This is a genomic window from Rhizobium sp. BK313, assembly GCF_014193655.1.
In the GTDB taxonomy this organism is placed as follows: domain Bacteria; phylum Pseudomonadota; class Alphaproteobacteria; order Rhizobiales; family Rhizobiaceae; genus Rhizobium.
Map to the genome: position 1 here is coordinate 371,536 of NZ_JACHZQ010000001.1, position 25,170 is coordinate 396,705.

At 59.1% G+C, this 25,170-nt stretch carries 24 protein-coding genes; 7 read left to right on the forward strand and 17 right to left on the reverse strand.

The features are described from left to right. Positions 1 to 178: 178 nt before the first annotated feature. Positions 179 to 1,444 (forward strand): peptide antibiotic transporter SbmA, encoded by a 1,266-nt coding sequence (gene sbmA, locus FHT86_RS01755; protein WP_133705153.1) that lies wholly within the window; start codon positions 179 to 181, stop codon positions 1,442 to 1,444. Between the two features lie 118 nt (positions 1,445 to 1,562). Here sbmA and FHT86_RS01760 read toward each other — a convergent pair whose 3' ends face one another. Continuing rightward, positions 1,563 to 2,543 (reverse strand): polysaccharide deacetylase, encoded by a 981-nt coding sequence (locus FHT86_RS01760; RefSeq protein ID WP_133707040.1) that lies wholly within the window; start codon positions 2,541 to 2,543, stop codon positions 1,563 to 1,565. Positions 2,544 to 2,741: 198 nt separating this feature from the next. Here FHT86_RS01760 and FHT86_RS01765 point away from each other — a divergent pair, with 198 nt between their 5' ends. The 3 genes from FHT86_RS01765 to der all read left to right on the forward strand — a co-directional run bounded on the left by FHT86_RS01765 (position 2,742) and on the right by der (position 5,556). After that, positions 2,742 to 3,323: an NnrU family protein gene (locus tag FHT86_RS01765; RefSeq protein WP_133705154.1), complete on the forward strand. Its 582-nt coding sequence runs from the start codon at positions 2,742 to 2,744 to the stop codon at positions 3,321 to 3,323. A 106-nt stretch (positions 3,324 to 3,429) separates the two neighbouring features. Further along, complete coding sequence (locus FHT86_RS01770; RefSeq protein WP_133705155.1) at positions 3,430 to 4,113, forward strand: tetratricopeptide repeat protein; 684 nt, start codon at positions 3,430 to 3,432, stop codon at positions 4,111 to 4,113. Positions 4,114 to 4,128: 15 nt separating this feature from the next. After that, complete coding sequence (gene der / locus FHT86_RS01775; RefSeq protein ID WP_133705156.1) at positions 4,129 to 5,556, forward strand: ribosome biogenesis GTPase Der; 1,428 nt, start codon at positions 4,129 to 4,131, stop codon at positions 5,554 to 5,556. Between the two features lie 12 nt (positions 5,557 to 5,568). Here der and FHT86_RS01780 read toward each other — a convergent pair whose 3' ends face one another. Further along, the gene (locus FHT86_RS01780) at positions 5,569 to 6,009 is read right to left on the reverse strand and encodes a MarR family winged helix-turn-helix transcriptional regulator (protein ID WP_133705157.1); all 441 of its coding nucleotides are present in this window, start codon (positions 6,007 to 6,009) and stop codon (positions 5,569 to 5,571) included. A 183-nt stretch (positions 6,010 to 6,192) separates the two neighbouring features. Between FHT86_RS01780 and FHT86_RS38575 the strand changes: the two genes are divergently transcribed. After that, positions 6,193 to 6,384 (forward strand): alpha/beta hydrolase fold domain-containing protein, encoded by a 192-nt coding sequence (locus FHT86_RS38575; protein ID WP_409527576.1) that lies wholly within the window; start codon positions 6,193 to 6,195, stop codon positions 6,382 to 6,384. 80 nt (positions 6,385 to 6,464) lie between these two features. Here FHT86_RS38575 and FHT86_RS01790 read toward each other — a convergent pair whose 3' ends face one another. The 7 genes from FHT86_RS01790 to FHT86_RS01820 form a co-directional block, all read right to left on the reverse strand. After that, entirely contained in the window at positions 6,465 to 7,571 is a 1,107-nt protein-coding gene (locus FHT86_RS01790) for a glycosyltransferase family 1 protein (protein ID WP_133705159.1), read from the reverse strand. Between the two features lie 124 nt (positions 7,572 to 7,695). Beyond that, entirely contained in the window at positions 7,696 to 8,613 is a 918-nt protein-coding gene (locus FHT86_RS01795) for a sugar kinase (protein ID WP_133705160.1), read from the reverse strand. Positions 8,614 to 8,706: 93 nt separating this feature from the next. After that, a complete protein-coding gene (locus FHT86_RS01800; protein WP_133705161.1) occupies positions 8,707 to 9,693 on the reverse strand; it encodes an ABC transporter ATP-binding protein in 987 nt (328 codons plus the stop codon). Beyond that, positions 9,686 to 10,681 (reverse strand): ABC transporter ATP-binding protein, encoded by a 996-nt coding sequence (locus tag FHT86_RS01805; protein ID WP_133705162.1) that lies wholly within the window; start codon positions 10,679 to 10,681, stop codon positions 9,686 to 9,688. The genes FHT86_RS01800 and FHT86_RS01805 overlap by 8 nt, the downstream gene beginning before the upstream one ends. 1 nt (position 10,682) lies before the next feature. Further along, a complete protein-coding gene (locus FHT86_RS01810; protein WP_133705163.1) occupies positions 10,683 to 11,600 on the reverse strand; it encodes an ABC transporter permease subunit in 918 nt (305 codons plus the stop codon). Continuing rightward, positions 11,597 to 12,520, reverse strand: coding sequence for an ABC transporter permease subunit (locus tag FHT86_RS01815; protein WP_133705164.1), 924 nt, complete (start codon positions 12,518 to 12,520; stop codon positions 11,597 to 11,599). Before FHT86_RS01815 ends, FHT86_RS01810 begins: the two co-directional genes overlap by 4 nt. Positions 12,521 to 12,568: 48 nt before the next feature. Then, positions 12,569 to 14,149, reverse strand: coding sequence for a peptide ABC transporter substrate-binding protein (locus FHT86_RS01820; protein ID WP_133705165.1), 1,581 nt, complete (start codon positions 14,147 to 14,149; stop codon positions 12,569 to 12,571). A 296-nt stretch (positions 14,150 to 14,445) separates the two neighbouring features. On the opposite strand from FHT86_RS01820, the gene FHT86_RS01825 reads away from it, so the two are divergent. Further along, positions 14,446 to 16,092 (forward strand): alpha-glucosidase family protein, encoded by a 1,647-nt coding sequence (locus tag FHT86_RS01825; RefSeq protein ID WP_133705166.1) that lies wholly within the window; start codon positions 14,446 to 14,448, stop codon positions 16,090 to 16,092. On the opposite strand, the gene ade is transcribed toward FHT86_RS01825, so the two are convergent. The 8 genes from ade to FHT86_RS01865 form a co-directional block, all read right to left on the reverse strand. Then, on the reverse strand, positions 16,093 to 17,790 hold the full coding sequence (ade, locus tag FHT86_RS01830) for an adenine deaminase (RefSeq protein WP_133705167.1): 1,698 nt from the start codon (positions 17,788 to 17,790) through the stop codon (positions 16,093 to 16,095). 94 nt (positions 17,791 to 17,884) lie between these two features. Then, complete coding sequence (locus FHT86_RS01835; RefSeq protein WP_183868515.1) at positions 17,885 to 19,213, reverse strand: aspartate aminotransferase family protein; 1,329 nt, start codon at positions 19,211 to 19,213, stop codon at positions 17,885 to 17,887. A gap of 369 nt (positions 19,214 to 19,582) precedes the next feature. Beyond that, entirely contained in the window at positions 19,583 to 19,900 is a 318-nt protein-coding gene (locus FHT86_RS01840; protein ID WP_133705169.1) for a helix-turn-helix transcriptional regulator, read from the reverse strand. 113 nt (positions 19,901 to 20,013) lie between these two features. Beyond that, positions 20,014 to 20,763, reverse strand: coding sequence for a HugZ family protein (locus FHT86_RS01845; RefSeq protein ID WP_133705170.1), 750 nt, complete (start codon positions 20,761 to 20,763; stop codon positions 20,014 to 20,016). A gap of 285 nt (positions 20,764 to 21,048) precedes the next feature. Next, entirely contained in the window at positions 21,049 to 22,128 is a 1,080-nt protein-coding gene (locus FHT86_RS01850) for an alpha/beta hydrolase family protein (protein WP_133705171.1), read from the reverse strand. A 32-nt stretch (positions 22,129 to 22,160) separates the two neighbouring features. Continuing rightward, a complete protein-coding gene (locus FHT86_RS01855; RefSeq protein ID WP_133705172.1) occupies positions 22,161 to 22,868 on the reverse strand; it encodes a GIN domain-containing protein in 708 nt (235 codons plus the stop codon). A 35-nt stretch (positions 22,869 to 22,903) separates the two neighbouring features. Continuing rightward, a complete protein-coding gene (locus FHT86_RS01860) occupies positions 22,904 to 23,476 on the reverse strand; it encodes a DUF1700 domain-containing protein (protein ID WP_133705173.1) in 573 nt (190 codons plus the stop codon). Next, positions 23,473 to 23,799 carry a PadR family transcriptional regulator gene (locus FHT86_RS01865; protein ID WP_133705174.1) on the reverse strand — a complete coding sequence of 109 codons (327 nt, stop codon included), beginning with the start codon at positions 23,797 to 23,799 and terminating at the stop codon, positions 23,473 to 23,475. Before FHT86_RS01865 ends, FHT86_RS01860 begins: the two co-directional genes overlap by 4 nt. Before the next feature lie 162 nt (positions 23,800 to 23,961). Here FHT86_RS01865 and FHT86_RS01870 point away from each other — a divergent pair, with 162 nt between their 5' ends. Next, complete coding sequence (locus FHT86_RS01870) at positions 23,962 to 24,933, forward strand: dienelactone hydrolase (protein WP_133705175.1); 972 nt, start codon at positions 23,962 to 23,964, stop codon at positions 24,931 to 24,933. The last annotated feature ends 237 nt before the right edge of the window (positions 24,934 to 25,170 follow it).

Consider the following 25,170-nt stretch of genomic DNA (forward strand, 5'->3'; position numbering starts at 1 on the left):
TTCGACTTCCTAAAACGGGAAACCGGCGCTGAACAATCGCATCACGATCATGGGATAAGCGATTACATCTATGTAAGAATACGAGTAGGCCGGTTGCCGCCTCTACCGAACTGCCTTAGGTTCGCCGCGAATAAACGTCATTGCGGTCACTGGACCCAATCAAGAAAGCTTGCCTCTCGTGTTTCACTCTTTCTTCCCTCAGCCGAAGCTGTTCTTCACCTCTATGGTGGTCTGGGCGATTTTATGTATAGCGGTCTGGTATGCGTCTCTTTCCGATTTGGGGACGCATCTGGGCTTCGTCATGCCAGCAGAAGGGCAGGAGCCCTATGATCTCAGTTATTTCCTGCTGTGGGGGAATCTCTGGTTCTACGGGTTTTTCTTTTTATGCACGGTGATCTTCTGTGGCGCATGGCACATCAAAGCCTGGGATCATCCTTGGAAGCTCTGGTCGATCTGGGGCTCGGCATTGATTATTCTGGTCACCTATTTTGGTGTCCAAGTGTCTGTGGTCGTCAACAACTTCCGCCGTCCTTTCGGTGACCTATTGCAGGCTGCGCTCACGAAGCAGCCTGGGGTGACCGTGGAGAGTTTCTACACGTTGATGATTATCTTTGCGCAGATCGCTTTCCTCAGCATGTTTGTCTCTATCCTGACGGACTTCTACACCAGCCATTATATCTTCCGCTGGCGCACCGCGATGAACAGCTTCTACATGTCGAAGTGGGAAAAGCTGCGCCACATCGAAGGCGCTTCGCAGCGCGTGCAGGAAGATACGATGCGCTTTTCGAGCACGCTGGAAGGATTGGGTATCAGCCTGATCAATTCGGTGATGACGCTGATCGTGTTTCTGCCGATTCTGCTTGCGCTCTCGAGCTATGTCACCGAGCTGCCGATTATCGGCAAGATTTCCCACTCGCTCTTCTGGCTGGCGCTTTTCTGGTCGGTTTTTGGCACGGTGCTGCTGGCGGTTGCCGGCATCAAGCTGCCCGGCCTGAATTTCAAGAACCAGCGTGTGGAGGCGGCCTACCGCAAGGAGCTCGTTTACGGCGAAGATAATGCCGACCGCGCGCAGCCGGCGACCGTCGGGGAGCTCTTCGCAAATGTGAGGCGCAACTACTTCCGCATCTATTTCCACTATGTCTATTTCAACGTCGCCCGCTATTTCTATCTGCAGGCAGACTCGATGTTCGTGTTGTTCATGCTGGTTCCGACTTTTGTCGCAGGTGCAATCACCTACGGCATATACCAGCAGATCGCGACGGCCTTCGGCCAGGTCAGCAATTCGTTCCAGTATCTCGTCAATTCCTGGACGACGATCATCGAGCTATTGTCGATCCACAAGCGCCTCAAGGCCTTCGAAGCGGCAATCGATGATGAGCCGCTGCCGAAAATCGACCAGACTTATCTCGAGCGTGAGACTGGCGTCGTACATGTTGATGGGTGAGGGTGAGGAGCGGTCGGGCAGAGCCCGGACGAACACCCTGGGTACCAGCGAAGGGCTGGCTGGCGCCTCAAACGCAGGTCCAGCTAGCTCGGGAAAGGCGGGGCGGTGACCACTTCGCCTACCCCTGTTGCCCCTTACCCCGCGCCGCAATCAGCGGGATCGCCTGGGAATAGCTGACGCAGGCGACGCCGTCCTTGTGGCAGACGTCGCTGACGAAGCGGTCTAGGGCCCGCCAATAGGCGCCGTCGTTCATTTCGACGAAATGGAAGCCGAGCTGCAGCGGGATGCGGTCGCCGTCATATTGTTTGGCGAAGGCGGCTTCGAAAGCATCGAAGGTCCGGTCTTCGAAGGACTTGCTGTCCGCTTTGTCTTCGACGCCCTTGGAATGGTGGACATAGAAATTATAGTCCATGCCGATCACCAGATGGTGGTCGGGGCCTTCGGGAATCAGCGGCAGGCCGAAGCGGTAGATGCCGTCGACCACCTGCGGCAACATCGGCCCCTTGGTCACCAGACTGGCGTCGTATTGGAAACCCATGGCTTTTTCGGCCGGTACCAGGCCGTCGCTGGTGGAAAGATACGGCGCGCGGAAGCCTTTGACATCTTTTGTCGCAAACTCCTGCCAGCCCTGGGGCTCCTTGTCCGCTTCGCCGACATTCTTCCAGGCGTCGCGCAGCGCAATGCGTGCGTTCATGAATTCCTGTTGCCAGTCCGCCGATGTCCACTTCTTGCCGTCGAAATGGCCGCAGGCGTGGCTGGAAATATCATGGCCTTCGAGATGCGCGCCCCAGATATTGGCGACGCGGGTGCGCACGTCGTCCTCGCTCTTGGCGAAACCGACATTCGATTTGCCGGCCCTCTGTCCCGGAGCCTGATAGGCCTTGGCCTGATCATGATTCATCAGGAAGGTGCAGGACAGGAAATAGGTGAAATGCGCGCCATTGCGCGAAGCGATCTCGCGGCTCTTCGTCCACAGTGCATTGTCATGCGCGCCGTCGAAGGAGATCATCACAAGCTGCTTCGGCTTTTCATCGGCTTGTGCCGTAACCGGGAGAGCCAGGGAAAGGGCGAGAGAGGTAAAAGAGATAAAGCGAAACATGGGCACCGGGATTATTTGATTGGGCATGTTCTCCCCGAAAACCGCTCGCACTTTTCGCTTCGCGGGTTTTCGGGTCGGGATCATGCAAGAGGTTGGCTTTTCCCTGCTGTTGAAATGCGGCAAAGCTGCGGTCGCGCTGGCAATTTTTCGCCATAGTCGATACTGATGTCTTCACAAGACACGAACGGGATTTCACTCATGTCATTGCTCATCCTCGGCATTATTCTTTTCCTCGGCGTCCATTTGATCCGCGTCCTGGTACCCGGTTTCCGCCGCTCGATGATTTCGAGCCTCGGAGAACCCGGCTGGAAGATCGGCTATTCGATCGCCAGCATCGTTACGCTGATTCTGTTGATCTACGGCTTCGGGCAGGCGAGGGATGCAACGCCAATCTGGTCTCCACCGTTCTGGATGAGCCACATCACTATTCTGCTGATGCTTTTTGCGCTGATCTGTTTTGTCGCCTCGCTGCTGCCGGCGGGGCATATCGCGGTCAGAACCAAGCATCCCATGGTGCTCTCGGTGAAGATCTGGGCGCTGGCGCATCTGCTTTCCAATGGCGACGGCGCCGCCATGCTGCTCTTTGCCGCGTTCCTCGCCTGGGGCGTCATTCTGCGCATTTCGCTGAAGCGGCGCGAACGCGCTGGTGAGATTTCGCTTCGGCCCTTCGTTTCGGCGAAATACGATCTTTACGCCATCGTCATCGGCATCGTCGTCTGGGGATTGATCATTTGGAAGCTTCACGAGTGGATTATCGGGGTTTCGCCGCTCGTTATGTGACGATTTCTGCCGTTCCCCCTTACAACGGCCGTAAAATGGAGTAGAAGGCCCCACTACACTACCCCATAAGCTCTTTGGAATAATTTGGCCTGAGCCGGAGACGAGAATGGCATTCAACGACGATAGCTTCATCCGCGAGGTGAACGAGGAACTGCGTTCGGACCAGTTGCGGTTCGTATGGCGCCGTTTTGGCCGGCTTATCATCGGCGGCGCCGTGCTTATCGTTCTCGGCACCGCTGCCTATAGCGGCTATCGCTATTGGCAGGGTCATCAGGCGGGCAGCAGCGGGGATCAGTTCATTTCCGCGCTGACGCTTGCCGACCAGAACAAGACCGACGAGGCACTGGCTGCACTCGCTTCCATCGAGAAAAATGGACACGGCTCCTATCCGTTGCTGGCGCGTATGCGGGCCGCCACTCTGCAGGCGCAGAAGGGCGACACCGCTGGCGCGATTGCGGCCTTCTCGGCCATCGGCAAGGAAACCGGCGTTCCGACCGTTATCCAGGATTCGGCTCGCCTGCGCGCGGCTTATCTGCTTGTCGACACGGGCACTTACGACCAGGTCGCGGCAGAGGCCCAGGAATTGGCCGTGCCGGCCAATGCTTTCCGGCATTCTGCACGCGACGTGCTGGGTCTCGCCGCCTATAAAGCCGGCGATTTCGCCAAGGCACGGCAATGGTTCCAGGCGATCGTCGACGATCCCCAGAGCCCGCGCAATGTCGGCAACCGCGCCCAGATGCTGCTCGATCTCATCACCGCGTCCGGCAAGGCTCCGGTTGCAAACGGCTGAAGGGTAAATCACTAAATGAGTTTCACGGTCGCGATCGTCGGTCGCCCGAATGTCGGCAAGTCCACTCTTTTCAACCGTCTGGTTGGTAAGAAGCTGGCGCTTGTCGACGACACGCCGGGTGTGACGCGCGACCGCCGCCCTGGCGACGCGCGACTGATCGACCTTAAGTTTCGCATTGTCGATACCGCCGGTCTCGAAGAAGCCGACGAGGAAACGCTGGAAGGTCGAATGCGCGCCCAGACGGAAGCGGCGATCGACGAGGCCGATTTGACGCTGTTCGTCGTCGACGCCAAGATGGGCCTCACGCATGTCGACAAGGCGCTGGCTGAAATGCTGCGCAAGCGCGGCCGCCCGGTGGTACTTGTCGCCAACAAATCTGAAGCGCGTGGTTCCGACAGTGGCTTCTATGATGCCTTCACGCTCGGCCTTGGCGAGCCTTGCCCGATCTCTGCGGAGCACGGCCAGGGCATGATGGATCTGCGCGACGCGATCGTCGAAGCGCTTGGCCATGAGCGCGCGTTTCCGCCGAGGGATGACGAGGCGGAGACGAATGTCAGCATTCCACGCCCAGCCGTCGGCGAGGACGGTGAAGAAATCGACGAGGAGCCGGTCTATGACGAGACACGACCGCTGCGCGTCGCCATCGTCGGCCGCCCGAATGCCGGCAAGTCGACACTTATCAATCGCTTCCTTGGCGAGGATCGGCTGCTTACCGGTCCGGAAGCTGGAATTACCCGCGACTCGATCTCGGTCGACTGGACCTGGCGCGGCCGTACTGTGAAAATGTTCGATACCGCCGGCATGCGCCGCAAGGCCAGGGTCATCGAAAAGCTGGAAAAGCTGTCAGTCGCCGATGCGTTGCGCGCCATTCGTTTCGCCGAGACCGTGGTCATCGTCTTCGACGCCACCATTCCCTTTGAGAAGCAGGATTTACAAATCGTCGATCTCGTCATCCGCGAGGGCCGCGCTGCTGTGCTTGCCTTCAACAAGTGGGACATGATCGAGGATCGTCAGGCCGTGCTTGCTGATCTGCGCGAAAAGACGGACCGGCTGCTGCCGCAGGCGCGCGGTATTCGCGCCGTGCCGATTTCCGGTCAGACGGGCGATGGATTGGACCGGCTGATGCAGGCGATCGTCGATACCGATAAGGTCTGGAATAAGCGCGTGTCGACCGCCAAGCTCAATCGCTGGCTGGAGACGCAGCAGGTTCAGCATCCGCCACCGGCGGTTTCCGGTCGGCGCATCAAGCTGAAATACATGACACAGGTAAAGGCGCGCCCGCCTGCCTTCATGATTTCCTGCACGCGCTCGGATGCGCTGCCGGAATCGTATGTCCGCTATCTCATCAACGGCCTGCGTGAAGATTTCGCCATGCCGGGAGTGCCGATCCGCATCCATTTCCGCTCGTCGGAAAATCCTTACGAGACCAAAAAGAAGCGGTGAAGGCCTGAAGGGTCAGGCCGCGTTCCTGCTAAGCGCTTCGCGCAGCGTAATGATTTCTGCCTTCAACCGCGTCAGTTCGTCGGCCGTGGTATCCGATGCATCAAGGATGCAAGCGGGAATGGCTGCGGCTTTTTTCTTCAACGCTACACCCTCGCTCGTCAGGCGGATCAGCACCTGTCGCTCATCTTCCTTGCTGCGGGTACGCTGAATGAAGCCGGCAGCTTCCAGGCGCTTCAGCAACGGCGTCAGCGTGCTTGATTCCAGAAAAAGCTTTTCGCCGATACCGCCGACGGTCTGGCCGTCCTCCTCCCACAACGTCACCATGACGAGATATTGCGGATAGGTGAGGTTCAGCTCATCGAGCATGGGTTTGTATAGCCGGTTCATCGCATGGTTCGCCGAATAGAGGGCGAAGCATATGAAAGTGTCCAGTTTCAATGGATCGTCTGTCATCTCTAACACTCCGTAAGCGACTCTATTTAAATCGTGCGATAAATAATCGTATACATAAAAATGCATGACAGTTATGCATTTTCATAATTTTATCGATAAGCGGTCTTGCCCGATGCAAAATGCCTTAAGAACCGCCGCCGCCGATTGCGCCCTGGAGCCCAACTCAAAATTTGTTCGCCAGAGGTGCCATATCCTACCGCCCGCGAGCAGGCGTATGCCGCTATCAAGTATGTGGCGGAGTATGCCATGGAATTCAATGTCGACCCCTGCCGTCCGGTAGCGGCGGGTGACAGCACCGGCGGCAACATGACCGTGGCCGTCACATGCTGCCAAGGGATGCAGCGGCCCGGCCATTGCATTTCTCGCCGTCTATAGGGTCGAAGGGAATATTGAGCCGATACGCGCCTTGCACCGCGCGCGACAATTGCCGCCGGCGGGTGACGAACAGCTTACGCTCAGCGGTTTCGCGCCAACATCCGACCGCGATGATTGGCGACGCGGACGTTGCCGATGAATTGTGTCGTGGCAGCTTCCCAGGAATAGTTGAGCGCCAGGGCGCGAGCCGCTTCGCGGGAAGAGGAGAGTGCTGCACGGCAGGCTTTCGCCAAATCGTCGTCGACGACCCCTGCTGCATCGTTGCCGCCAAGAATATCGGCGGGGCCGGTGACGGGATAGGCAGCGACGGGAACGCCGCTCGCCAGTGCTTCCAGAATGGCATTGCCGAATGTATCGGTCTTTGACGGGAAGACGAAAACGTCTGCTTGCGAATAGGCATGCGCCAGCGCTTCGCCAAACTTCGAGCCGAGGAAGAGCACCTTCGGATAAAGTTTCTGCAACTCTGCGCGCGCCGGTCCGTCACCGACGACCACCTTTGAGCCGGGCAGATTAAGGTCGAGGAAGGCCGGCAGGTTCTTTTCGAGCGCCACGCGGCCAACGGTCATGAAAATCGGGCGAGGCAGGCCGAAGGGGTTGTCCTCCAGGGGCTGCGGACGAAAAAGCGTCGAGTCGATGCCGCGGCTCCAGGGTAGCAGATTGTGGATTCCCTTCTGCTTGAGCTCATTGGCGAGGCTCGGCGTTGCCACCATGCAGCCGGAACCGGCATTGTGAAACCATCTGACGAAGGCGTAGAGCCAGCTTTGCGGGATCGGCAGCCTGGCCGCGACATATTCGGGGAAGCGGGTGTGATAGCTGGTCGAAAACGGCATGCCGTTTTTCAGGCACCAGCGCCGGGCCGTCAATCCGAGCGGGCCTTCCGTTGCGATATGTACGTAGGTCGGCCGGACTGCTTCGATCCTGGCGGCGACTTTGCGGTAGCTTGCGATCGACAGGCGGATTTCCGGGTAGGTCGGGCAGGGGACGTTGCGAAAACCCTCCGGCGTGATCATGTCGACATCGACGCCGATGCGCGCCAGTTCGCGATTGGTATTTTCGATAGAGCGGACGACGCCATTCACCTGCGGATGCCAGGCATCGCTGACGATGAGCAGGCGCTCCGGCGTTGCGACCGGGGTAGCCGCTTCGGCCCATGCTCTGTGATCAATGTCTGACAAGCGTTGCAACATGTCCAAAAACGTTCCATCCGCACCGCACCCTCATAGTGTCGGTACAACCAACTACGGTGCAGCAAAGATGATTCCCGCGCCTCTTCTATTGTGCGGGGTGTCCATGATGGAAATATTACAGCGCCTACCTAGAGACTTGGAGCTTTTCCGGCGGCACTAAAGCCCCGTGTTCCTGGATGACCTTTGCAGCGATCTTGGCGGCAAAATGGGCGGCGGCGACGGGATCGTCATATTCCAGATAATGGGCGAGGAACGCGCCATTGAAGCTGTCGCCGGCGCTGGTGGTGTCGACGACTTTGGCGACCTTGACGGCTGGAACGAGCGTTTCGCCGGCGTCGGTGCCGACCGTCGCACCTTCGGCACCATTCTTGACGACGACCATATTGGCGCCGTGCAGCCGGTAGCGACGGATGGTGCTGGAGATCGAGTCGTCGCCGAAATGCGAGGCCTCGTCGTCGAAGCTCGGCATGACCAGCGTCGAGGCGCGGGCGCCTTCGCCGATCATCGTGTGCATGGCATCGAACCCCGACCAGAGACGCGGGCGCAGGTTGGGGTCGAAAACGACCAATTTGCCAACGGCCTTGGCGCGGCGAAGCTCGGAAAGCAACGTCTCCGCATCCTCATGCGTCAGGATCGCCAGCGTGATGCCGGAGAAATAAAGGACGTTGGAGGCTTCGATCGCTGTGCGCAGCTTGTCGCCGTCGGCTGCGAGCTGGCGGGCGGCAGAACTGTCGCGCCAGTAGCTGAAGGAGCGCTCGCCGTCCTTCAGGTTGATCATGTAGAGGCCGGGCGTCTTGCCACGGAGGCGGCGAATATTCGAAGTGCCGATGTCATGCGCGTTCATGAAATCCAGCATCTCGTCGGACATTGCGTCATCGCCGACCGCGGTGAAATAATCGACGGACCAACCGGCGGGCAGGCAAGCGCGGGCGTACCACGCCGTGTTGAAGGTGTCGCCGGCAAAACCCTTGCGCAGATGTCCGTCTTCGGCTTGCGACAGTTCCACCATGCATTCGCCGATCGATAGAAAATGCCCGCCCAAGACTTCCTCCTGCGTTTCGCTTTGCTGCTGCATACGCGGATGCGGCTGCTTGAGCAAGGTGGACCGCGGGGTGCGCCGTCCACCTCTTGAGCCTTACGGCCTGTCCATATGATAGCACGCCGCAGCCTGGCCGGGGCGAACCTGCTCGGTCGGCGGCATCTTGGTCCTGCAGATATCCGTCGCCTTCCAGCAGCGCGGCGAGAAGACGCAGCCGGGCGGCGGGTTGAGCGGCGAGGGCGGATCCCCCTGCAAGCGGATGCGTTCGCGGCCACGCGCCAATTTCGGGTCGGGGATGGGCGCGGCTGAGAACAAGGCCTGCGTATAGGGATGGGCCGGATGGTCGAAGACCGTGGCGGCGTCGCCCGCTTCCACCACCTTGCCGAGGTAAAGTACCAGCACATCGTCCGAGATCAGGCGCACGACGGAGAGGTCATGGCTGATGAAGATCAGCGTCAGGCCGAACTCCTTGCGCAGCTTGCGCAACAGCGTGATCACCTGGCCCTGGATCGAGACGTCGAGGGCGGAAACCGGCTCGTCGCAGACTATGAGCTTCGGCCGCGTCACCACAGCACGGGCGATACCGATGCGCTGTGCCTGGCCGCCCGAAAATTCGTGCGGGTAGCGGTTGATCATTTCCGGCACGAGGCCGACCGCGGCCATGATCTCGCGGACGCGCTCCTGCCGTTGCGCTTTTGTCAGCTTCGGCTCGAACACGGTCAGTGGTTCGGCGATGATGTCGCCGACCGTCATGCGCGGGTCGAGCGAGGCGATCGGATCCTGGAAGATGATCTGCATGTCGCGGCGGGCGGCACGCATCTCCTCTTCGGAAAGATCCAGCAGGTTGCCGCCCTGCCACATGATGCGGCCCTTCTGCGCCTTGATCAGCCGCAGGATGGATCGGCCGAGGGTGGACTTGCCGCAGCCGGATTCGCCGACGATGCCGAGCGTGCGCCCGGTCTTCAGCTCGAAACTGACATCGTTGACCGCCGTCAGGATCATCGGCGGTTTGAAGAAAGATTTCGATGGCAGCTCGAATTGCGTGGTCAGATGCTCGACCTTCAAAAGCGTCTGTTCAGCCATGGATGAAGCTCCGTTCCTGCTGGGCCGAGATGGGGTGGAAGCAGGCGGCGCAGCGTTGCGGCACAAGCTGGTCGAGCGGCGGCGGCGCGTCCAGACAGTCGTCCTGAACATGGGCGCAGCGCGGCGAGAAGGCGCAGCCGCGCGGCAGGTGCATCAGGTTCGGCGGTCGGCCGGGGATGACGGCGAGATCGTCGACATCCTGATCCGGCCGCGGGATGGAGGCGTGCAGCGCCGCGGTGTACGGATGAGCCGGATTTTCGAAAAGCTCTTCCACTGGCGCTTCCTCGACGATACGGCCGGCATACATAACGGCGACGCGATCGGCGAGGCCGGCAACGACGCCGAGATCATGGGTGATCATCACCAGCGCCGTATTCATTTCCGCTGTCAGCTCGTTGAAGAGATCGAGGATCTGCGCCTGGATGGTGACATCGAGCGCCGTCGTCGGCTCGTCGGCGATCAAGAGCTTCGGCTTGGTGAGCAGCGCCATGGCGATGACGATGCGCTGGCGCATGCCGCCGGAAAGCTCGTGCGGATAGAGGCTGAAGCGCCGTGTCGGATCGGGAATGCCGACGCGTTTCAGCATGTCCAGCGCCGCAGCCGAAGCCGCGCGCGCCGAAAGCCCGCCGTGGACTTCGAGCTGTTCCGTCAACTGCCTGGATATGCGCATCGACGGATTGAGTGCGGTCATGGGGTCCTGGAAGACCATGGCCATGTCCTTGCCGCGGACCTGGTCCAGTTCGCGCGGCTTCAGCGTCAGGAGGTCCTTGCCGTCCAGCAGCGCCTGACCGCTGGTGCGGCCGTTCTTGGCGAGCAGGCCCATCAGGCCAAGAAAGGTCTGGCTCTTGCCGGAACCGGATTCGCCGACGATGGCGATGCGCTCGCCACGGCCGATCTTCAGGTTCATCTTCGAAACGGCAGCGACCTCGCCTTCCGGTGTGCGGAAGGTGATGGAGTAGTCTTTGAGTTCGAGAAGCGTATCTGTCATGTCAGCGATCCTTCGGATCGAAAGCGTCGCGCAAGCCGTCGCCGATGAAGAGCAGGCTCATCAGCAGGGCGACAAGGAAGCCGGCGGGGAAGAACAAGAGCCAGGGCGTGGTCTCCATGCCGGCCGCGCCATCGGCGATCAGTGTACCAAGCGAAGTCAGCGGTTCCTGCACGCCGAAGCCGAGATAGGAAAGGAAGCTTTCCGTGGCGATGATCTCGGGAATGGTGAGCGTCGCATAGATAACGACTGGCCCGACGAGGTTTGGAACGATGTGCTTGAGGATGATCTTGATCGATCGCTGGCCAGAAGCCCGCGCCGCTTCGATGAATTCCCGCTGCTTGATGGAGAGTGTCTGGCCACGCACGATACGCGCCATGGTCAGCCATTCAAGCGCACCGATTGCTGCAAACAGCAGATAGACGTTGCGGCCGAAGATCACCATCAGCAGGATGACGAAGAGGACGTAGGGGAGCGCGTACATGATGTCGACGAAACGCATCATGATGGCGTCCACACGGCCACCAAAATAACCCGAGACAGCGCCGTAGAGCACACCGATGATAACCGAGACGAGCGTGGCGACAAGCGCGACGGTCAGCGAAACACGTGTGCCGTAGAGCGTACGCGCCAGCAGATCACGGCCGTTGCCGTCGGTGCCGAAATAGTGGCCGGCGGCGAAATCTGGCGGGCCACGAAAGGAGGTCCAATCCGGATCCTCGTAGTTGAAGGGCAGGAAGCTCGGGCCGAAGATGGCGATGAGGACCAGCAGTGCCAGCACGATGAGGGACAGGGCGGCAGCCTTGTTGCGCAGGAGGCGACGCATCGCATCGCCGGTCAGGGAACGTCCCTTCGGCGCGAGCCCCTCGGCGGACAGCAATTCCGCTTCCAGCAATTCTCGTTTTGCGGGGTTGAGGATCATCGCATTCTCACTTTCGGGTCGAGCCAGGCATAGGTGATGTCGACGAGCAGGTTCAGGAACACGATCAGCACCATGTAGAAGATGACTGTGCCGAGCACCATGCCGTAGTCGCGGTTGAGCGCAGCACCGACGAAGTAGCGTCCGACGCCGGGAAGGCCGAAGATGCTTTCCACCACCAGCGAACCGGTGAGCAGGTAGCTTGCCGCCGGTCCGAGATAGGAGACGACGGGCATCATCGCCGGCTTCAGCGCGTGGCGCATGACGGTCAGGCGCGGGCCGATGCCTTTGGCCTTGGCAGTGCGGATGAAGTTTTGGCTCATCACCTCGATCATAGAGCCGCGCATCAGGCGCGAGATGCGTGCTGCGTGCGGCAGCGTCAGAACGATGACAGGCAGGATGAGGAACTTGATCGAGCCGTCACCCCAGCCGCCGACCGGCAGCCAGCCGAGTTCGTTTCCGAAGACCAGTTGTAGAATGGGCGCGATCAGAAAGCTTGGCATGACCAGGCCGATGAGCAAGCCACCGCCCAGCCAATAATCGGCGCTTCGGTTCTGATAGAGCGCCCCAAGACAGCCGATGAAGACACCGACAACTGTAGCCAGCACGAAGGCGGCGCCGCCGATTGTCAGCGTATAGGGAAGACCGGTCAGGATCTGCTGCGTGACGGTGAAATCCTGGTTGGCGAAGGAAGGACCAAGGTCGCCCTTCAGCACATCGCCGACATAGATCACATACTGTTCGACGAGCGGCTTATCCAGATTGTAGTGGGCCGCGAGGTTGGCTTTGACTTCCGGTGGCAATGGCCTTTCGCCATCGAAGGGGCCGCCGGGAGCAAGGCGCAGGATGAAAAAACACACTGTTACGGCAATCCACAAGACGGGGATTGTCGACAGCAGGCGACGGAGAGCGTAGCGAAACATGGGTGCGTTGAGGCCCCGCCCGGCAAGAGCGGGCGGGGCCTTTTCCTATTATTCTTTGATGGACAGCCAACGGGTACGGTGAATGTCCTGAATATTGTCCACGAAGCCCTGGACCTTCGGAGCAACGATATTCTGGGAAACGTAATAGTAGATCGGAATGGCGGCACTGTCGTCGAGCGCAAGCTGTTCGGCCTGCTTGTAGATCTCGGCCCGCTTCTTCAGGTCGGTTTGCTCGTTACCTTGCTTGATCAGCGCGTCATATTGCGGGTTGCTCCAGCGGCCATAGTTCATTTCGACGCCGGTCGACAACAGGTTCAGGAAGTTGATGGGATCGTTGTAGTCGGCGAGCCAGCCGGCACGGCCGATTTCCACCTGGCCGCGTTGCATCTCATCGTAATGCACCTTGGTCTCGGTGTTGTAGAGCTCGATGTCGACGCCTAGCGGCTTCCACATGGCGGCGATCGCAACCGCGATGCGCTTGTGGTTGTCGTTGGTGTTGTAGCGGAGCTGGGCCTTCAGCGGATGGTCGGGGCCGAAGCCTGCTTCCTTGAGCAGCTTCTTTGCCTCTTCGACCTTCTGGCTATAGGGTTCGTCCTTCCAGCTTACATAGGCAGGCTCGCCATAGTTGGCGGTGCCCGGCGGCACCCAGGAATACATCGGCAGTTCGCCGGTGCCGAGGATCTTCGGGCCGATGACTTCGCGGTTGACGGCCATGGAGAGAGCCTGGCGGACGCGCTTGTCGTTGAAAGGCGGCTTGGTGGCGTTCAGGACGTAGTAATAGGTGCCGAGGAACGGAACCACATGCGCCTGGCCAGGAAGGTTCTTCTGGATCCAATCATACTGGTCGGCGGGGAAAGAGGTCAGGATATCGAATTCGCCGGCGCGGTAACGCTTCAGCGCCGCAGCCTGGTCTTCGAGCGTATAGAAGTTGACCTTGTCGATCTTGATGTCCTTGGCGTCATAATACTGATCGTTCTTGACGTTGGTTACATGCGAGCCCGGTACCCATTCGGTCGGCTTATAGGGACCGTTGGTGACGATGTTGCCGATCTTGACCCAGTCATCGCCCTTGGCTTCGACGACATGCTTCGGCAATGGATAGGCCGTGTAATGCATCAGAGCGTTGAGGAAATAGGGGGTCGGGTTTTCGAGCGTGATTTCCAGCGTCTTGTCGTCGATCGCCTTGACGCCGAGCTGGCTGAGATCCTTGATTTCGCCCTTGTTGATCTTTTCGGCGTTCAGGATCGTATATTGCAGGTAAGCGTATTGGGCGGCAGTCTTCGGGTCCATCAGGCGCTGGAAAGCGAAGACGAAGTCACTGGCGGTCACCGGCGTGCCGTCGGACCATTTGATGCCGTCACGCAGCTTGAAGGTGTAGACCTTCTGGTCTGCGGAGATGGTCCAGCTTGCCGCCTGGCCGGGGATCGGGTTGTCCTTTGGGTCTTCCGTCACCAGGCCTTCGAACATGTCGCCGTCGATACGGTTCTCCCAGTCGCCGGAAATCTTTTGCGGATCGAGCGACGTGGGGTCGCCACCATTGTGGATATTGAGGGTCGCCGCGTGCGCGGAGAAGCTCAACAAGGTGCCGACGAACGCCGACGCGATGAATTTTTTGGTGAAATGAGTCATGCCAATCCCCACCTTTCTGGAGTTATGGGCCTTGTTTTTCAAGGCTATTTTTGATCCCGCAGGTGACCTGTACGTGCAGGTCAATGTCGCAAGTTATCTGATGCAACGTCGCTTTCAAGTCCCAAAGCGAGCCGCGGTTCGTGGCTGTGAATATCTACATTGGCAGTTTTCCGAAACCACTTCACAATTTTTTGCTCACTCAATCCCAGGCTTCATACTTCGATTGGTTTGCGGCTTGCCGCCCAAGGCTTAGTGTGCGATCTGAAAGGCGACACGAAATCAAGGCGGATTGTTTCATGAAATCAACGGACAAAGCGGCGGGAGCCGATTGGTGGCGTGGTGCGGTGATCTATCAGGTCTATCCGCGGTCGTTTCAGGATACCGACGCAAACGGGCTCGGCGATATCAAAGGCATCACCCGTCGCCTGCCGCATATCGCCTCGCTGGGGGTCGATGCCATTTGGTTGGCTCCGTTCTTCACCTCTCCCATGGCCGATATGGGTTATGACGTCGCCGACTATTGCGACGTCGATCCGATCTTCGGCACGCTCGCCGATTTCGATGAGATGATGACATCAGCGCACGCGCTCGGCCTCAAGGTCATCATCGACCAGGTTATCTCGCACACGTCGGACCGCCACCCATGGTTCATCGAGAGCCGAGCGAGCCGGGACAATCACAAGGCGGACTGGTATGTCTGGGCCGATCCGAAGCCGGACGGCACGGCGCCGAACAATTGGCTGTCGATCTTCGGCGGACCGGGCTGGGAATGGGACGGCGTGCGCCGGCAATATTACCAGCACAATTTTCTGACCTCGCAGCCCGACCTAAATTTCCACAATAGCGAAGTCCAGGATGCGGTACTTACCGCGGTCAAGTTCTGGCTCGATCGCGGCGTCGACGGTTTCCGGCTGGATACAGTGAACTATTATTTCTGCGACAAGAAGCTGAGGGACAACCCGCCAGCCTTGGTTGCCATTGGCGGGCTCGATGCACCGGAAAGCAATCCCTACGGCATGCAGAACCATCTCTACGATAAGACGCAGCCGGAGAATATCGGCTTCCTGAAGCGGTTCCGCGCGCTGCTCGATCAATACGAGGGACGTACGACCGTTGGCGAAGTCGGCGATGGCGCCCGCTCGCTGCAGACGGTGGCCGCCTATACCAGCGGCGGCGACAAGCTGCACATGTGCTATACCTTCGATCTCCTGGGGCCGGATTTCACACCGGAACATTTCCGCCGCTGCGTTAGCGATTTCCAGGAGAACGTCACCGACGGCTGGGTTTGCTGGGCTTTCTCCAATCACGACGTCAACCGTCATGTCAGCCGCTTTGCCGAAACGGAGGCCGAGCAGCCACGTGTTGCCAAGCTGGCGATTTCCTTGCTTTCCACCTTGCGCGGCTCGATCTGTCTCTATCAGGGCGAGGAATTGGGCCTGCCCGAGGCGCAACTCGCCTTCGAGGATCTTCGCGATCCCTACGGTATCCGCTTCTGGCCGGCCTTCAAGGGCCGCGACGGATGCCGTACGCCGATGCCTTGGGAGGCGAGCCGCGTGCATGCCGGCTTCACCACGGCGGAGAAATCGTGGCTGCCGGTGCCTTATCAGCACGCAGCTCTCGCCGTCGACAAGCAGGAAGCGGATGCACAGTCCGTTCTTCACCACTATCGCGAGACGCTGGCCTTCCGAAAGCAGCATGCATCGCTGCTCGACGGCGACATGACCTTCCTCGATACCAAGGAGGATGTTCTTGCCTTCACGCGCAAGAAGGGCAGCGAAACGCTGCTCTTTGTCTTCAACCTGTCCCGCAAGCCCGTGAAGGTTGCTCTGCCAAAGGGGGTTAAGGTGACGAAGACCGTGCCGATGCCGGGCTTTGCGTCCGCCAACGCCAGCGACGTGGTGACGCTTGCGGCGTTGGACGTGTTTTGCGGACAGGTGGGATGATCAGCCGATCAGCATAAACTTATCGACATCGACAAGACCCCGATCTGAAATTTTCAGATGCGGGATGACCGGCAGCGGCAGAAAGGCGAGCTGTAGGAAGGGCTCTTCCAAAGTTGCGCCGAGGGCGTAAGCCGCCTGGCGCAGATGATGTAGAGTATCGCGCACGCTTTCATAGGGCTCGAGGCTCATCAGTCCGGCGACAGGCAGGGCGATTTCGCCGGTGACGACGCCATTTTCGACGACGACGAAACCGCCGTTGATTTCGCTGAGGCGATTGGCGGCGCGGGCCATATCGTCCTCATTGACGCCGACGACGCAGATATTGTGGCTGTCGTGGCCGACCGTCGAGGCGATCGCGCCCTTCTTCAGGCCGAAGCCCTGGACGAAACCATTGGCATGGTTGCCGTTTTTGCCGTGGCGCTCGATGACCGCAACCTTGATCACGTCGTTGCTAAGGTCGATGTCGGTCTGATTACCTTTGACTGGTAGGCGGTAGCGACGGTGTTCGGTGATGATCTTGCCGGGGGTGACACCGATGACCGAGCTTTCGCCCTCTGTCACCGGCACGCCAAAATCAGCGGCATTGATCGGGCGTGCTCTGACGCTGTCGAGGCCGACCGGGGCGACCGGCTTGCGGGTGGCAAAGAGTTCCGCGGTGACGCGCCGGCCCGCGGAGAAAACGGTTTCCGCCTTGCAGTTCTCCAGACTGTCGATGACGACCAGATCGGCGCGCCAGCCGGGTGCCACCAGACCGCGGTCACGCAGGCCGAAGGCGCGGGCAGCCGAGATCGAGGCGGCGCGATAGATCGCCAGCGGCTCGACGCCATGGGCAATCGCCGTGCGGATCATATAATCGAGATGGCCCTGCTCGGCGATGTCGAGCGGATTGCGATCGTCGGTGCAAAGCGCCAGATAGGGCGACAGGCGCTCCGTCAGGATCGGCATCAGCGCGTGCAGGTCCTTGGAGACCGAACCTTCGCGTACCAGGATATGCATGCCCTTGCGGATCTTTTCGAGAGCTTCCTCTGCGGTGGTCGATTCATGCTCGGTACGGATGCCGGCGGCGAGATAGCCGTTGAGATCGTTGCTGCGCAGCAGCGGCGCATGGCCGTCGATATGGCCGCCTTGAAAGGCGTCGAGCTTGGCGATGCAGATCGGGTCTTTGTGCACGACGCCCGGGAAATTCATGAATTCCGCCAGGCCGATGACTTTTGGGTGGTCGCGAAAGGGCAGGAGCCGCTCGATGGGCAGATCGGCGCCCGATGTTTCCAGATGCGTCGCCGGCACGCAGGAGGAGAGCTGGACGCGGATGTCCATGATGGTCTCCAGCGAGGAATCCAAAAAATACTGGATGCCTTCCGTGCCGAGCACATTGGCGATCTCATGGGGATCGCAAATCGCCGTGGTCACACCGTAGGGCAGGACGCAACGGTCGAACTCATGCGGCGTCACCAGCGAGGACTCGATATGCAGATGGGTGTCGATGAAGCCCGGAACAATAATCCGCCCGGAGACATCGATCTCCTCGCGGCCCTGATAGTCGCCGCAGGTGCCGACGATGCGGTCGCCGCAAATGGCGACATCCGAGGCGACGAGTTCGCCCGTCACCAGGTCGAAGAACCGCCCGCCCTTGAGCACAATATCCGCCGGCTCCCGGCCGACACCCTGGTCGATATAGCGTTCAAGTTTTTCCGACATGGTCATTCCTGGCATAAAGTTCGCCCCTCATGCCCGACCATTCTGCATTTGCAACAATGGGGGTATGAGGGGCTGATTCTTACGAGACTAAGCCTCAGATATTATTCTGCAAGATATCCCTGAGCTTGCCGAAGAGTTCGTCGATATGGTGCTTTTCGATGATCAGCGGCGGGGAGAGCGCTATGATATCGCCGGTGGTGCGGATCAGCAGGCCATTTTCATAGGCCTTGAGGAAGGCAGTAAAGGCGCGCTTGGTGGGCTCGCCGGCGATGGGGTCGAGCTCGATGGCGCCGATCAGGCCGGTGTTCCTGATGTCGATGACGTTCGGGCAGTCCTTCAGGGAGTGCAGCCCATCGGCCCAGTAGTCCGAAAGCTCGGTGGCGCGGGTCAGCAGGCCTTCTTCCTTATAGGTGTCGAGCGTGGCGAGAGCGGCTGCCGAGGCGATGGGATTGCCGGAATAGGTATAGCCATGGAAGAACTCGATCATGTGCTCGGGTCCCTGCATGAAGGTGTCATGGATTTCCGATGTGACGAAGACGGCGCCCATCGGGATGACGCCGTTGGTCAGACCCTTGGCCGTTGTGATCATGTCCGGAACGACGTCGTAATACTGAGCGGCGAAGGGGGCTCCCAGACGACCGAAGCCGGTAATGACTTCGTCGAAGATCAACAGGATGCCGTGCTTGGTACAGATCTCGCGCAGCTTCTGCAAATAACCCTTAGGGGGTATCAGGACGCCTGTGGAGCCGGCGACCGGCTCGACGATGACAGCAGCGATGGTAGAGGCGTCATGCAGCGTAACGATACGCTCAAGTTCAGTAGCGATATCGCCACCGTGCTCGGGTTCGCCGCGGGTGAAGGCGTTCTTGCCGGGAACATGGGTGTGCGGCATATGATCGACGCCGGTGAGCAGCGTGCCGAACATCTTGCGGTTGGAGACGATGCCGCCGACGGAAATGCCGCCGAAGTTGACCCCGTGATAGCCACGCTCGCGGCCAATGAGACGGAAACGCGAGCCGTTGCCCTTCACGCGATGATAAGCAAGCGCCACCTTGAGCGCGGTTTCGACCGATTCAGAGCCTGAATTGGTGTAGAGAACGTGGTTCATACCCTCGGGCGCGATATCCACCAGGCGGTTTGCCAGCTCGAAGGCCTTAGGATGGCCGAGCTGGAAGGCCGGTGCATAGTCGAGTTCGCCCGCCTGCTGGCGAATGGCCTCGGTGATCTTCGGCCGGCAGTGGCCTGCATTCACGCACCACAGTCCTGCCGTTCCGTCCAGTACCTGCCGCCCGTCATGGGTGGTGTAGTACATATCCTTGGCGCCGACGAAGAGGCGTGGTTCCTTCTTGAACTGGCGATTGGCGGTAAACGGCATCCAAAAGGCGCGCAGATCATTGGGGGTGGCATTCAAACGGTCGGACATGCTGTTCTCCATGGCCATTCGGGGGCCATTTCCCGATCGCGGCGTGGAACCGCGTAATTATTTACTACCCGGTCAAATTATCAGCAGGTCCCTTGGCGTCAAGACAAAGGTGGGGGCCAAGATAAAGGGTATGGCATGCGGTGGTTTTGTTTTGGTCCTGTCTCGACCGGCGTGCTGCTGCCTGCCGCGCAATACTGCCGCATGGCACTCACCCAAAAGGGTGAGCCACACGCGAAAAGGCTGGCAAATTAGAAAATTTGCCAGCCAAATCAGTTATATACGTGGTGATGAAAGTGGCCGGATCTTAAGGTTGGAACTATCGTTCCCCTACAGATCTTGCCTCCGCATACTTAGAGCCAATTTTGGCTATTAAGCAGCCGATCTACTTTTTTCCGGTTCGCAATAAATGTCTTCCAGCGTATCCAGAACCCGAATAACCGAGTCCGAAGTGCTAGAGTAATAAATCGTTTGAGCGTCACGGCGGGTCTTCACCAGCTTCTGGGCACGCAGCTTCGAAAGATGCTGGGAAAGTGCAGATTGGCTGAGCCCCACCTGGTTGGCCAATACACCAACCGGAACTTCACCCTTGACCAGGCTGCAAAGAATCATAAGGCGCTTCGGGTTCGCCATTGCAGATAATAATGCTGCCGCCACGTTGGAGTGTTCGGCCAAATTTCTTGTCTTCATCTTTTAATCTTCCTAATGCGGAGCGTACATCAGAAATTGCGATATTTCTAACCGGGGAGTTAATCCGATAAGTAACAATACCAATATAGGCCAAAGATTGTATATACCTAAATTTAAGGTATCGAGTATGCTATTTTAGATATGTATGTATGAGCGTCTGGCAACTCCCCTAAAGGTGGGTTGAATTCCCATCTCAGGGCCTCATCTCCCCAAATTAGGTCGATTCCTGCCATATCTAGGCCACAAATCCGCCAATTTTTGCCGCCCGATCCCTTCAGCCTACCCACAATGGTTGTGATGATATCCGGATGGTGGGCTAGTAATTCTCGCACTATCGCATCTGCCTGTTCGGCGAGCATGTCGTTAGCCGCCGAAAGAATCATCAGATCGTCACCCGATAGAATATAAGCCTTTCCGAAACCGCCATTCAGGCTGGCGGCGAGCGGTACGAGGCGGAAAAAGCAGAAATCCGGAAAGTCGGCATAGAGCTTCGCTTTGGGATGGCGGGCGAGAAAACGTGAACGAATGCGTCCGTGTAGACGGTTTCCGCGATCGATGCGCTCGGCGCTGCATTGAACGCTGAGGCGCGGATGGGCGAGCGGATCGCCCTTGCCGGGCTCGCCAAAGAGAGCCGAGGCGCGCGGGTCTTTCGACAGCGCCTTGGTATGAGCTGAAAGGCCGGAGACAAGAATGACCGGCACACCGTCGATATCCGTACCGGTCAACACGCGGCTGACGGAGGGAAAGCCGGTCTCGGGATCGATGACGGCAAGGGCCGCATAGCGGGCGGAGCGGAGCAGGATGCGCGCCTGCCTGCGCGCCTCGTCATCGGTTTCCCGCAGCACGGACGGCTTGTCGTTCATGGTGACCTCCGTCATTTGACACTCGGCGAACGTGATAGGTGTGTTGAATCGGGCTGCGGTATCGTATCGGCAACGGCGGGGGCATGCAAAGCGACGTGTTCCGAGGATAGTGGGACAACAAGACCGCTTCTTTCCCGGTCCCAACCAACATGTGGAATACTTGCCGCCGCAAGGTCGGGTCGCAGAACTCCGACTTTTGCGACTGAGTTTTGCGCCCGAAACGCTCCTGGTTTTTCCGTACTGACAATCTTATCGCGAATGTCAGCATTTTTGTGAAACAGTGCATCACTTGTCGGTAGCCAACTCGGAGCGGAAAAACCGCACCAGATCTCGATTTAAACTCTCTTGGAAAGCGACTCGATCAAACCCAGGTTGATCCGAGCAGATCTCCAGATTGAGGGCCCGAGCAGCTTCACTGCAGGGCTTTAGAAACGAGTAGTGCCTGGCATCCTTGACATCATGCACAGCGATTACATGAGGGAGGTAGCGTTGCAGGTATCCGACATTGCTTTCGAAGGGAACGACGTGATCCTCACTGCCGCCCCAAAGCTCGACGGGGATTTTGATCTTACTGAGCGAGCTTGGATCGAATGAGAACGCCCACCCCGGCGATACCAGCACCGCCGCCTTGATGCGAGCGTCATGCTGCCATTCGGACACCGGCCGTGCTGCTACCTGCGGTCGCGACAAGACCGCCGCGCTGCCCTGTTGGCACACACCTTCCAGCGGGTCGGCGGCGCAATGAACCGGGAAAAGCTTCCAGTCGGGAGTTCCGCCGATTGCGACCAGACCGGTGAAGCCGCCCGCTGAAAAGCCATAAAAGCCGATTTCAGATTTCTCCAGATGATCGCGTCCTGGCCATGTTTGCATCATGTAGTCCAGAACCCGGCTTGTTTGACGGGGGCGGTTCAGCAGAATTTGCACGACCTTGTCGCCGCTGTCTTTGTAGTTGTCTCCTGGATATGTCAGAGAGACAGCGACGAACCCTGCTTTCGCAAGGACAAGCGCCGATTCTGACCGATCGGTAAAGCGGCCCGCGCTGCCATGGGAAAAGATGACCATGGGTAGGTGATCACCTGCGATTTCACCGTTGACGGCAACGGTTTGCGCGACATCCCCCAAAGTTGTGGGCGCGGTGATCGAGTTGCTGGGATACCAGATGCCCAATTCGATCGGTCTGCCCGTATCGTCGGGAATGGAAAGGTATTGAAAACCGACAGCGCCTGCGGATTCGGCGATAAAAATCGGGAGCGTGATCGCTAGCAACCTCAACAGCCATTTCATGAAGAACCTCCCAAATTTCTGATGAGGACTTGTCGCAACTATGCCGAGCGATGCCGGCTTGAACGGCAGCACAATCGACATGCGCGCATTCCGGCGATTGCGAGCTGCCGGGGCTATGGCACTTGCACGATGCGGCCGCTGCCTCTGATTTCCGAGCGCCGCAAGATCGGGCGGCCGAACAGCTCGACGTTACCGCTTCCGGAAATCGAGACGTCCGCATCCGCCTGTGCGGTCATTTGCGCGTCGCCGCTGCCGCGAATGTCTATCTGAACGGATTTGGCGGCCAGGTCCTTGAGCCGTGCGGCGCCCGAGCCGGAGATGTTCAGGCCGACCGTATCGGCGGTTCCGGTGGCCGCGACGCTGCCGCTTCCCCGGATGTTCAACCGCAACTGGGGCTGATTGATTTGCGACAAGGTAAGATCGCCGCTGCCAAGCAGCTTCCAGTTTGATATTGCCGGCCCCGACAGGCTGACGTCGAGCCGGGACTCAAACCAGCCCGGATCACAATCCAAACTCAATCTGCCGCCTTCCATCCGCACATGGTCGATAAGCGCTGGGTCGCCGCTCACGATAGCCTCCGCTTTGTCCCCCGGCTGGTAGCGGACCGAAGCCGGCAGATCGATCGCCAGACTGTCGCTGGCGGTGAAGGGCAGGGTAACCTGCTGTTTGGTGGAGGCGGTCGATCCGCAGGTGGACGGCACCGCGCCCCACAAATGCGTTGCATTGGCCCATTCTCGTCCGGAAAGTCCGATACCCAGCGCCAGAAAGACCACTGCACCGATCAATCCCGTCGTCGCGACGAATGCCAATTTTCCAGTCATTGTCCGGTTTCCTTCAAGGTTGTGTCATGCCGGGCTCAAACGCGGTCTTGGTCCAGTTGAGCGAGGCGGAAATGCAGCCGGGCATAGTGCCCGAATATGCGTATGCCCGTGCCCAACCCCAGCAGCAGCAAAGCGCCACCGCCGATAAGGCAACTCACCAGCCCGGCGCCGATGAGGACGCGGCTCAAAGTCATCGTGACCGGGCCGCCAACCTCAAACAGCAGTGTGGTGAGGATGATCTTCAGACCCATTGCGCCGATAGCCACCAGCGCGATGGCAAGGCCGAGCGCAACGAAGATGGTAACAATGAGAAGCGGCAGCAGGAAAAGGATGTCGACGATGGCGAGGCCAGTCAGGGCCAGCGCAGCGGCCAACATGTTCGACACGCTCCAATGGGCTTCGAAGCGGCGCAGCCCGGCCTCGGCCCGCAACTCCCGGGCAATCCTGGCCGGGTCGCCCAACGCCGCCGCGACTTCCGTCTCGCTACGGCCGGAAGTTTCGGATTCGGCGAAATGGGCGGAATAGTCGTCAACGATATCGTCGATCTCCTGAGGCGGCAGGCCGGCGAGCCCCAGTCTCAGCGTGCGCAAGAAGGCGTCCCTGGTCATGGCAAATCCTCAAGGAGTTTATCGACTGCGCTCGCGAAGGAGCGCCAGTCGCGGCGATGAGCTTCGAAAATCGTCCGGCCCAAAGGCGTAAGCCGGTAATATTTACGGGGTGGCCCGTTGCTTGACTCGACGATACGGGTGGCGACGAGACCGTCATTCTGCATCCGGCGCATCAGAGGATAGATCGTACCTTCTCCCATGCCGACGGCGGCGACCAAAGTGCTGGCGATTTCATAGCCATAGCTTTCGCCCCGCGACAGCACGGCCAGGACGCATAGATCAAGGGCGCCTTTTCGTAATTGAACTTGGATCGAGTCGGTCATGAATGCCTCGGGTTTACAGTATGCATATAACAAGCTATCTGTTTATGCAAGGTAGTGGTTGATCTGTATTCTGGCGCGGCTCGCACGCGTCCTGATGCGGTCACGATGCTTCATCGCACCGACCATACCGAAGGGTACTTTTCGCTAAACGGAGCAATGACAATGAGCCGCCTGAGCTTCATCCTTACCGCCCTGCTTTGTCTTGCGACCTCGCTGGCGCACGCAGCCGGCTTCCAATTCATTGATGTCCCGGGCAGCGGGGCGCTTCAGCCACTGAAAGGGGCGGTCTGGTATCCGTGTGCTCAACCGGCAAACGAAGTGAAACTTGGCCCCTTCATCATGTCCGTCGCCAAGGATTGCCCGATTGCCGGCAAGAAGCTGCCGCTTGTCGTCATCTCGCATGGCAGGGGCGGCACCTTCCTCGATCATCGTGATACAGCCGAGATCCTGGCGGATGCCGGCTTCATCGTCGTCGCCATCAACCATCCCGGCGACAATGCGATGGACAAGAGCCGTACTGGCGAATTCTCGGTCTTCATGGAGCGCCCGGCCGATATCAAGCGGGTGATCGACTTCGTGCTCGGCTCATGGCCTGATGCCGCAAGGGTCGATGCCGGGCGCATCGGCATCTTCGGCTTTTCACGCGGAGGCTACACCGGGCTCGTCGCCGTAGGCGCCAAGCCGTATTTCGGCAAGCGCTTGAGGCTATGCGAAGGCAAGGACAGCGCACCCTGCGATCAGGTTCACAAAGGAGAGCTTCCTGAACTTGCCCACGACCCACGCATCAAGGCTGCGGTGGTCGCCGACCCGCTCAGCGTCTTCTTCACGGTGGAGAGTTTCAAGAATGTAAGGGTACCGGTGCAGCTATGGGGCTCCGAGCGGGGTGGCGGCGGCGTGACGCCCGAGAGCGTCGTGGGCGCGGCCAACCAGTTGCCGTCAAAACCCGATTTTCATGCTGTGCCCAATTCGCAGCATTTCGCCTTCCTGGCCCCTTGTCCGACCGAACTGTCGAAGATTGCGCCAGAAATCTGCGCCGATGGGCCCGGCTTCGACCGCACAGCGTTCCACAAGGAGTTCGATGCCGAAGTGCTCGCGTTCTTCCGCAAGCATCTGGTCGACGCGCAACAATTCTAAGGATGGCTCGCATTCAGTCGCAATATGCAGCGAAGGAGGGGATGGCTGGGACTTGCATTGCCCATTCGTCCCCAAATTCTCACAGCACATACCGATGTAGTTCCTTGCGTTCGCAAAGGACACGCCCGACGCCAATGATGTCCTAACTCTGGCAAGCCAGGGTGCTGAGCTCTTCCTCAGTTGGGCAAAGAGATCGTTCGGGAACTTATCGAGTGATCTACACGAAGCCCCTCTTCG

Coding starts and splice junctions, on each gene's coding strand:
- FHT86_RS01825 (WP_133705166.1), top strand. CDS start 14,446: ATGAAATCAACGGACAAAGCGGCGGGAGCCGATTGGTGGCGTGGTGCG.
- FHT86_RS01845 (WP_133705170.1), bottom strand. CDS start 20,763: ATGAACGACAAGCCGTCCGTGCTGCGGGAAACCGATGACGAGGCGCGC.
- FHT86_RS01780 (WP_133705157.1), bottom strand. CDS start 6,009: ATGACAGACGATCCATTGAAACTGGACACTTTCATATGCTTCGCCCTC.
- der (WP_133705156.1), top strand. CDS start 4,129: ATGAGTTTCACGGTCGCGATCGTCGGTCGCCCGAATGTCGGCAAGTCC.
- FHT86_RS01835 (WP_183868515.1), bottom strand. CDS start 19,213: ATGTCCGACCGTTTGAATGCCACCCCCAATGATCTGCGCGCCTTTTGG.
- FHT86_RS01800 (WP_133705161.1), bottom strand. CDS start 9,693: ATGGCTGAACAGACGCTTTTGAAGGTCGAGCATCTGACCACGCAATTC.
- FHT86_RS01760 (WP_133707040.1), bottom strand. CDS start 2,543: ATGTTTCGCTTTATCTCTTTTACCTCTCTCGCCCTTTCCCTGGCTCTC.
- FHT86_RS01815 (WP_133705164.1), bottom strand. CDS start 12,520: ATGTTTCGCTACGCTCTCCGTCGCCTGCTGTCGACAATCCCCGTCTTG.
- FHT86_RS01805 (WP_133705162.1), bottom strand. CDS start 10,681: ATGACAGATACGCTTCTCGAACTCAAAGACTACTCCATCACCTTCCGC.
- FHT86_RS01790 (WP_133705159.1), bottom strand. CDS start 7,571: ATGTTGCAACGCTTGTCAGACATTGATCACAGAGCATGGGCCGAAGCG.
- FHT86_RS01850 (WP_133705171.1), bottom strand. CDS start 22,128: ATGTCGATTGTGCTGCCGTTCAAGCCGGCATCGCTCGGCATAGTTGCG.
- FHT86_RS01870 (WP_133705175.1), top strand. CDS start 23,962: ATGAGCCGCCTGAGCTTCATCCTTACCGCCCTGCTTTGTCTTGCGACC.
- FHT86_RS01770 (WP_133705155.1), top strand. CDS start 3,430: ATGGCATTCAACGACGATAGCTTCATCCGCGAGGTGAACGAGGAACTG.
- ade (WP_133705167.1), bottom strand. CDS start 17,790: ATGTCGGAAAAACTTGAACGCTATATCGACCAGGGTGTCGGCCGGGAG.
- FHT86_RS01810 (WP_133705163.1), bottom strand. CDS start 11,600: ATGATCCTCAACCCCGCAAAACGAGAATTGCTGGAAGCGGAATTGCTG.
- FHT86_RS01765 (WP_133705154.1), top strand. CDS start 2,742: ATGTCATTGCTCATCCTCGGCATTATTCTTTTCCTCGGCGTCCATTTG.
- FHT86_RS01840 (WP_133705169.1), bottom strand. CDS start 19,900: ATGAAGACAAGAAATTTGGCCGAACACTCCAACGTGGCGGCAGCATTA.
- FHT86_RS01820 (WP_133705165.1), bottom strand. CDS start 14,149: ATGACTCATTTCACCAAAAAATTCATCGCGTCGGCGTTCGTCGGCACC.
- FHT86_RS01860 (WP_133705173.1), bottom strand. CDS start 23,476: ATGACCAGGGACGCCTTCTTGCGCACGCTGAGACTGGGGCTCGCCGGC.
- FHT86_RS01855 (WP_133705172.1), bottom strand. CDS start 22,868: ATGACTGGAAAATTGGCATTCGTCGCGACGACGGGATTGATCGGTGCA.
- FHT86_RS01865 (WP_133705174.1), bottom strand. CDS start 23,799: ATGACCGACTCGATCCAAGTTCAATTACGAAAAGGCGCCCTTGATCTA.